The following is a 7,999-nucleotide window of genomic DNA, read 5'->3' as shown; positions in this document are numbered from 1 at the left end:
CCATGTCGGCGGGCAGCCTGCCGGGGGGCGGAGGGCCTGGAAACCGTTTTCGGAAACGGGCCTGCCGAAATGTCGGACGCCGATGGTAGGCATACGCGGCAGGTAGGGACGCCGGTTCGTTGATCCGGGGGTAAGGTCGTGAGAGAAGGACGGGGATGGCGTTGACGCAGCAGACGAAGACAGGCAAGGCGGCGAACGTGGTGCCGCCCGACGAGGACACGACTCCGGAAGTCGGAACGGGTGAGGCGCCCGCGGGTGCGCGGGAGATCGCTTCCCTGACGCCGATGATGCGCCAGTACCTGGAGGTGAAGGCGCTCCATCCGGACACGGTGCTCTTCTTCCGGCTGGGTGACTTCTACGAGATGTTCTTCGAGGACGCGGTGAGGGCCTCGGAGCTCCTGCAGATCACCCTGACGGCCCGGGCCAAGGGCGCGGACAAGATCCCGATGTGCGGGGTGCCCTACCACTCGTCGCGCCGGTACATCGCGAAGCTGGTGGAGCACGGCCTGAAGGTGGCCATCTGCGAGCAGGTGACGGAGCCGGGCGCGGGGCCGGGCATCGTGCAGCGCGAGGTGACGCGGGTCATCACCCCCGGCATGGTGCTGGACGACGAGGTGCTGGAGCCGCAGGCCAGCAACTTCCTCGCGGCCGTGTGCTGGGGCGAAGCGGGCTTCGGCGCGGCGCTGCTGGAGGCGTCCACCGGCGAGTTCTACACCTTCGAGGCGCAGGGCCTGTCGGAGCTGGTGGAGGGCCTGTCGCGCGTGGAGCCGCGCGAGCTGCTGGTGCCCGCGGGCATGCGCGAGGCGCCAGAGGTGGTGCAGGTGTGCCAGCGGCTGTCGCGCGCGCCGGCCGTGGCTGAAAGCGAGGGCGCGGCCTTCGAGCACACCCGCGCGGCGGCGTTCCTGCGCTCGCACTTCAACGTGCAGTCGCTGTCCGCGTTCGGGCTGGATGGCTCACCGTTGGCCACCGGGGCGGCCGGGGCCGCGCTGCGCTACCTCAAGGACACGCAGAAGACGCCCGCGGCGCACGTGGACCGGCTGTCGCGGCAGGAGCGCGCGGGCTGCCTCGTGATGGACGAGTCCTCGCGCGGCAACCTGGAGGTCCTCAAGAGCCTGCGCGACGGCGGGCGCAAGGGGTCGCTGCTGGGCGTGCTGGACAGGACGGCCACGGGCCTGGGCGCGCGCAAGCTGGCGCGCTGGCTGTCCGCGCCGCTGTGCTCGCTGCCGGAGATCGAAGCGCGGCTGGACGCGGTGGAGGAGTTGTCCGGCAAGAGCGTGTGGCGCGAGGAGCTGGTGGCCACGCTCAAGGAAGTGGGCGACCTGGAGCGGCTGTGCGGCCGGCTGTCGCTGGGCGCGGGCAACGCGCGGGACCTGCGCGCGCTGGGGTTGTCGCTGGCGCAGCTGCCCAGGCTGGGCGCGGCGCTCGCGCGGTGCGACGCGGCGCTGCTCAAGTCGCTGTCCGGGCCGCTGGGCGCGCTGCCGGAGCTGGCGGACCTGCTGATGCGGGCGGTGCTCGACGAGCCGCCGGTGATCATCCGCGAGGGTGGCTTCATCCGGCCGGGCTTCAATCCGGAGCTGGATGACCTGGTGGCGCTGTCCACCACCGGCAAGGACTACCTGCTCAAGCTGGAGCAGCGTGAGAAGGACCGCACGGGCATCGGGTCGCTGAAGATCCGTTACAACAAGGTGTTTGGTTACTACCTGGAGGTGACGAAGGCGAACCTCCACGCGGTGCCCAAGGACTACATCCGCAAGCAGACCACGGTGGGCGCGGAGCGCTTCGTCACCGAGGAGCTGAAGGAGTACGAGGAGAAGGTCCTCACCGCGGAGGAGCGCCGCGTGGTGCTGGAGCTCCAGCTGTTCGAGGAGCTGCGCACGAAGGTGATCGCCGCCGCGCCGGCCATCCGGTCCGCCGCGGAGGCGGTGGCCACGGCGGACGCGCTGGTGTCCTTCGCGCGGTGCGCGGCGGAGTACGGCTACACGCGGCCCCAGGTGGACTCGGGTGAAGGCCTGACCATCACCGGCGGACGGCACCCGGTGGTGGAGCGGATGCTGGGCGCGGGGGAGTCCTTCGTCCCCAACGACGTGCGGTTGGACCCGGAGGACGCGCAGCTCCTGGTCATCACCGGCCCGAACATGGCGGGCAAGAGCACGGTGATGCGGCAGGTGGCGTTGACGGCGCTGATGGCGCAGGCGGGCTCGTTCGTGCCCGCGAAGGCGGCGCGCATCGGCCTGTGCGACCGCATCTTCACGCGCGTGGGCGCGGCGGACAACCTGGCGCGCGGCCAGTCCACGTTCATGGTGGAGATGACGGAGACCAGCCACATCCTCCATCACGCCACGAAGAAGAGCCTGGTCATCCTGGATGAGATTGGCCGTGGCACGTCCACGTTCGACGGCCTCTCCATCGCGTGGGCGGTGGCGGAGCACATCCACGACAAGGTGGGCGCGCGGGCGCTCTTCGCCACGCACTACCACGAGCTGGTGGACCTGGCGCGCGAGCGGCCCCGGGTGAAGAACCTGTGCGTCGCGGTGAAGGAGCAGGGCGGCAAGGTCATCTTCCTGCGCAAGCTGATTCCTGGCGGAGCCAGCCGCTCCTACGGCATCGAGGTCGCGAAGCTGGCCGGCCTGCCGCCGGAGGTGGTGTCGCGCGCCCGTGAGCTGCTCCAGAACCTGGAGTCCGGTGAGCTGGACGACGCGGGCCGTCCCCGCGTGGCCGTGCGCTCCACGAAGCGCGTGGCGACGAACGCGGGGCAGCTGGGCCTGTTCGGGGGCGCGCCGCAGCCGGCGCCCGTGGCCGCGCCGCCCGTGCCTCCCGCGCACGCGGAGGTGCTGGAGTCGCTTCGGACCGCATCCATCGACCGGATGACGCCGCTGGACGCGCTCAACCTGCTGGCGAAGCTGAAACAGACCTTGGGTTGAGCTGAATACACTCCGTGTCTGACCGGTCCGTGAGCTTGAGAGCAATCATTGCTCTCCTCACGGGAAAAGGCAGACATGACGAGCCGCTTCAGATTTCCAGATGTTTCGCTGTTGAATTCATTCTCTGTCACAACCCTGCTGGCGGTGGCCGCGTTGTCGGCCCCGTCGCTGGCGCTGGCGGCCACGACGGTGACGCTCACGCCGGTCGCGGACTCCTACGTCACGCCCGACGCGCCGGACGCGAACTTCGGGAACAGTGGGACGTTCGTCGTGAACCGGGGGTACAGCGAAGCCTACCTGCGGTTCGATTTGAGCAGCCTGCCCGCGAACGCGGTCATCACCTCCGTCAGTCTCAGTGCGCTGGCCTACTCGGGCTACGCGTACGGAGGCGACGGCAACGTCTACACGTCCTTCGTCGCGGACGATTCGTGGCAGGAGATGGGCATCACCTGGAACAACCGGCCCACGCCGGCGGCGACGCCGGTGGGGGAGTGGTTCCTCTGGTACGACTTCACGCCCGAGGACAAGCGGGGCATCAACTCCAACGCCGCGCTCATCCCCGTCGTGCAGGGTGAACTGGCCGGCGACAAGCAGGTGAGCTTCCGGCTGCACTCCCCCGGCTACAAGACGAACTACCGCTCACGGCATGTCACCAATGCGGCCCAGCGTCCGGCGCTGACCCTCACCTATGAGTTGGCGCCCGTCACCACGGTGCTGGAGCCGGAGGCGGATGCCTACGTCAACCGCGACTACTGGGGGGAGTCCGACTGGAACTACGGAAGCGCGCTGGAGCTGGTCATCAACTACGGCTTCGACCGGAAGATCTTCCTGCGGTTCAACCTGGCCAGCATCCCCGCGGGGGCGGTCATCCAGTCCGTGAAGCTGTCCGCCACGGCGTTCACGGGCGTTTCGCCCTTCGGCGATGGCAACGTCTACGCGTACCTGGTTCCCGACAACAGCTGGGGCGAGTCCAGCATCACGTACAACAACCAGCCCGCGGCCACCGGTTCACCCCTGGGCTGGTGGTGGCTCTGGTACCCCACCAACAACGCCTACTTCGACCAGGTGGGCGTCACGGAGGATCCGAACTTCATCCCCGTGATCCAGGCCGCTTCGGATGCCACCGACCGGCGCGTCTCCTTCCAGCTCTCCAGCCCGTACTACCTGACGAGCTACTACTCGCGAGAGACGTCGAACGCGTCGAAGCACCCCAAGCTGGAGGTGACGTACCTGCCGTGATGCGGCGGACCCTGTCCTGAAGGGCAGGGCGCTCCCACGCAATCGTTTCCGTCCTCGTTCGATAAAGGAATCAGGACGGAAGCGAGGGGGCTGTTTCCACAACGGTGCTTCCGTCCGTTCGCCCTGGGGGAGGGCAGCGTATGAGCACCATTTCGAGTGCAGGGTCGTCGTCTGGCGTGTCACAGGTGAACACGACGTGGGAGCCGGAGCCGTATGTTCCGCCCCCGCCGCCTCCTCCGCCCGCGCCGGCGGATGATTTCGAGCGGGTTCCTCCGCGCAAGGGGCCGGACCTGCTGGGGTACAGCGCGACGGCTTCCGCCAACTCCACGGCGACCGGTGTTTCTTCCACACAAGCGTTGGAGGACAGCGGCTCCACCGTGAACGTGGCGGAGGCGTGGACGCTGCTGACGCAGGGGTATTCGCAGGCGCGCAACCTCACTGGCGCGGCGAACGCGGCGCTGGAGAAGGCGGCGGGCAACCCCGCGCTCCAGGCGAAGCTCGTGGATTTGTTGCAGGCCACGCCCGCGCGCACGCTGGAGGATGCGCTGTCGAAGGACTTCGCCCACGGCGTGAAGGAGGCGGTGCCCAATCCGCCGCCCCGGCCTCCGGGCATCACGTCCGTGGGCACGCTGCGCGTGGCGGACTGCGCGCTGGAGGCGGTGGCGAAGCAGGGGAAGCCCGCGACGCTGAAGCCCGCGCTGGACGCGGCGGCGAAGCGGGGCCACCTGCTGCCCGCGGACCGCGACGTGCTGGTGTCCTGCCTGGGCAGCGCGGGCGCGGCCGTGGACGCGAAGCTGGACAAGGCGGTGGCCCAGGTGCACGCCGCCGAGCAGGCGTACACGGCGGCGCTGACGGAGCGCGACGCGCTGGAGCAGCGGCTCGCGGGAGACATCGCGTCGTTCGGGCCGTACCTCACCGACACGCAGCAGCGCGCGTACATCGAGGAGTTCCGCAAGCTGCACGGGGGCGACTACACCCGCTTCGACACGAACGCCAAGGCGCTGGAGACCGCGCTCGCGAACAACGCACCCCAGCTGGAGCTGGCCCTGCGTGGGCCGGATGGCTCCGCGCACGCCCGGTCCATCCAGGCCGCGTACACCGCGCTGGCCCAGTCGAAGGGCGCGTCCGAGGCGCTCAAGTGGGCCGCGAGGATGGAGGCGCCCGGCTCCGCGTTCGCGCCCTTCATGGAGTCGCTGCCGCTGGACACCGTGCGCGAGAAGGCCGTCTCCGGCGCGCTGGTGAGCTTCTACGAGAAGTTCCCCAAGGCCACGCCGACGCAGGCGGTGGACCACGTCCAGAACCTGTTGCTCACGGGCTACCTGACGCAGCAGGGCGGCAGTGCGACCGCGGACCTCCGGGTGAGCAGCCTGCCTCAGGGCATGCGGACGGGGCTCGCGGGCCTGCGGGAGCTGGCGGCGGGAAGGCCGCAGGCGGGCTTGAAGATGCTGCAGGGACTGGAGGCCGGTTCGTCGCGGTGGGGTGCGCCGTTCGCGGCGGCGGGCCTGGCGATGGGCATCCTCCAGACGAACCACTCCGCGAAGTCGCAGGACGCGCTGGGCACGCTGTGGGCGGGGACGTTCTCCGCGCAGCAGCTGACCAGCCTCACGAGCACCGCGCTGAGCGCGGCGAACAAGTCCGGCGGCGCGCTGGTGGCCACGAAGTTCGCGGGCGGCCTGGGTGCCATTGGCGCCGCGCTGGACCTGGTGGTGCAGGGAAAGGAGATCGCCAACGGGCAGGGCAACGTGGGCACCGGCCTGTCCATCGCGGGGGACACGATGGGCATCGTGGGCGGCGCGCTCATCGCGCTGGGCTCCACGGGCGTGGGGGCGCCGCTGGCGGCGGCGGGCGCGGCGGTCTACGTCGTTGGCGAGCTGGTCAGCCTGTACATGGTGTCGCGGGATGAGTACGAGGCCGCGTCGCAGCTGCGCGCGGAACAGCACAAGCTGCTGAGCCGGGCCGGGGCGGACGCGGAGCAGGTCACCACCCTGGAGAAGTACTCGTCACCGGAGCAGGTGGCGTGGATCGTGAAGTCCACTGGCTGGACGCGGGACCAGGTGATCGACCTGGGCAAGACGTTCCCGGACTTCTTCCCGGGAGCGGAGGCGAACGTGGCTTCGCTGAACACCGTGGCCAATGACTTCGGGCTCACCCCGGCGCAGCGCTACCAGATGCTCTTCGCGCTTTCCGATAACGCCCTGACGAACGGCAAGGGCAGTGGGCAGGCCCTGGGCGCCTTCACGTCCGTGGTGCGGGATTACGCCAGCTACGCTCCGAGCATGTCCATGCCGCCGGGGATGCCGAAGAAGGACCAGTGGATCCACTACCTGCGAGAGATGGGCAACCGCCTGGGCTCCTACGAAGGCATCGGGCCCCGCAACGCGGCCACCTTCCTGGAGCGGCTGAAGCGCTGACGCGGGCGTGAATGGGGCGCGAGGTGTCGGGGAGCGCAGTGGCGCGGCTCCCGGGTTGAAGGCGATGAGAACCTGAAAAGTCCATATTGTATGGACTTTAAAGGTTTTATTGGTGAAGACTCCTCATGCGCCGCGCTTGCGCCCCTTCTCATGCGCCGGAGGAGTCATGTCCACGTCCACCCCCGGAAGCGGAGGGAGCCCCCGTCCCGAGCGCCGCCCGCCGCCGACGCCTGACACCCCTCGCTTCCTCTTCTCCGTGGAGGGTGTCCGATACGAGGCCATCCGCGAACTGGTGCTGATGCAGTCGGGGGAGCTGCTGATGCTGGCCCGACGGCGTGCGGAAGCGGACGGCACACTGCCGGGCCTCTGCTTCGTACGTCGGCTGCCCAACCCCTCCACCTACCTGCGCCGCAAGCGGCTGGCGGAGGAGGTGCAGCTGGCCTTCCGCCTCAACCATCCTGGCATCGCCCTGGTCTACTTCCTCAAGGTCCACGAGGACGCACTTCACGTCGTGATGGAGTACGTGGATGGCCCCTCGTTGGAGACGCTGGTGAGCGCGGGCGTGGCACGCGGCCAACCCGTCTCCGAGTCCTTCGCCCTCTACGTGGGCGCGGAGCTCGCGGAGGCGCTCCACCACGCGCATACGCTCACGGACGACGAAGGCAAGCTGCTGGGCGTCATCCACCGCGACGTCAACCCCCGGCACGTCTTCGTGGGCGCCCATGGCGGCGTGAAGCTGACGAACTTCGGAGCTGCCTACTCACTGATCGTGGGGCGCGAGCAGTCTCCCCTGCGCCTCGTCCGGGGGGACGTGGCCTATGCCTCACCCGAGTACCTGGAGAAGGAGCCGCTGACGCCGCGCTCCGACGTCTTCAGCCTGGGCGTGCTGCTGGTGGAGCTTTTCACGGGCACGCACCTCTTCGACGTGCAGGACGTGTCCCTCGCACCGAAGGGGTTGGCCCCGCTGGAGATCGAGATCCTCCCCTCGCTGCCACTGATCCAGATGCGCATCCTGCTCTCCAGCTTCAGCCCCGCGGACGTTGAGGCGGCCGTGGCAACACTCTCTCCGGACGTGAAGGCGCTGCTGCATACGGCCTTGCGCGCCAACCCGGAGGAGCGCTTCGCCACGGCGGCGGACCTGCGCGACGCGCTCAGGGCGGCACTCGCGAAGCGGCACCCAGGGTACGGCCGGCAGGAGGCCGCCGCGGAGGTGGCCCGAGTGCTGGCCGAGGGCAGTTGTCTCCGGGACGCGGTGGAGTTCGGCGAGGGCGGCCTCTTCCCCGAAGGGCTGGAGGCGCACGAGTTCGAAGCCGCGCCGAAGCGGAAGTAGTGGCCGTCAGCGTGTCAGGGCGGGAGCGACGTGGAGGAGTGCTTCCAGCCTCTCCACGTCCAGCTTGCGCGCGAGGTAGAGCAGCGGCGCAACTCGGG

At 69.4% G+C, this 7,999-nt stretch carries 4 protein-coding genes; all 4 read left to right on the top strand.

The genetic code is table 11. The features are described from left to right. Window positions 1-155 precede the first annotated feature (155 nt). The gene (mutS, locus tag D7X32_RS25650) at window positions 156-2,921 is read left to right on the top strand and encodes a DNA mismatch repair protein MutS (RefSeq protein WP_120605203.1); all 2,766 of its coding nucleotides are present in this window, start codon (window positions 156-158) and stop codon (window positions 2,919-2,921) included. A 111-nt stretch (window positions 2,922-3,032) separates the two neighbouring features. Further along, complete coding sequence (locus D7X32_RS25645) at window positions 3,033-4,160, top strand: CBM96 family carbohydrate-binding protein (protein WP_158625759.1); 1,128 nt, start codon at window positions 3,033-3,035, stop codon at window positions 4,158-4,160. Window positions 4,161-4,300: 140 nt separating this feature from the next. Further along, window positions 4,301-6,571 carry a hypothetical protein gene (locus tag D7X32_RS25640; RefSeq protein WP_147450260.1) on the top strand — a complete coding sequence of 757 codons (2,271 nt, stop codon included), beginning with the start codon at window positions 4,301-4,303 and terminating at the stop codon, window positions 6,569-6,571. 166 nt (window positions 6,572-6,737) lie between these two features. Beyond that, window positions 6,738-7,901 carry a serine/threonine-protein kinase gene (locus tag D7X32_RS25635; RefSeq protein WP_120605200.1) on the top strand — a complete coding sequence of 388 codons (1,164 nt, stop codon included), beginning with the start codon at window positions 6,738-6,740 and terminating at the stop codon, window positions 7,899-7,901. The last annotated feature ends 98 nt before the right edge of the window (window positions 7,902-7,999 follow it).

Origin of the sequence: Corallococcus carmarthensis, from assembly GCF_003611695.1 — a bacterium.
GTDB lineage: Bacteria > Myxococcota > Myxococcia > Myxococcales > Myxococcaceae > Corallococcus > Corallococcus carmarthensis.
Note: the sequence above shows the minus strand (reverse complement) of the source record. Positions and strands in the feature narration are given on the sequence as shown.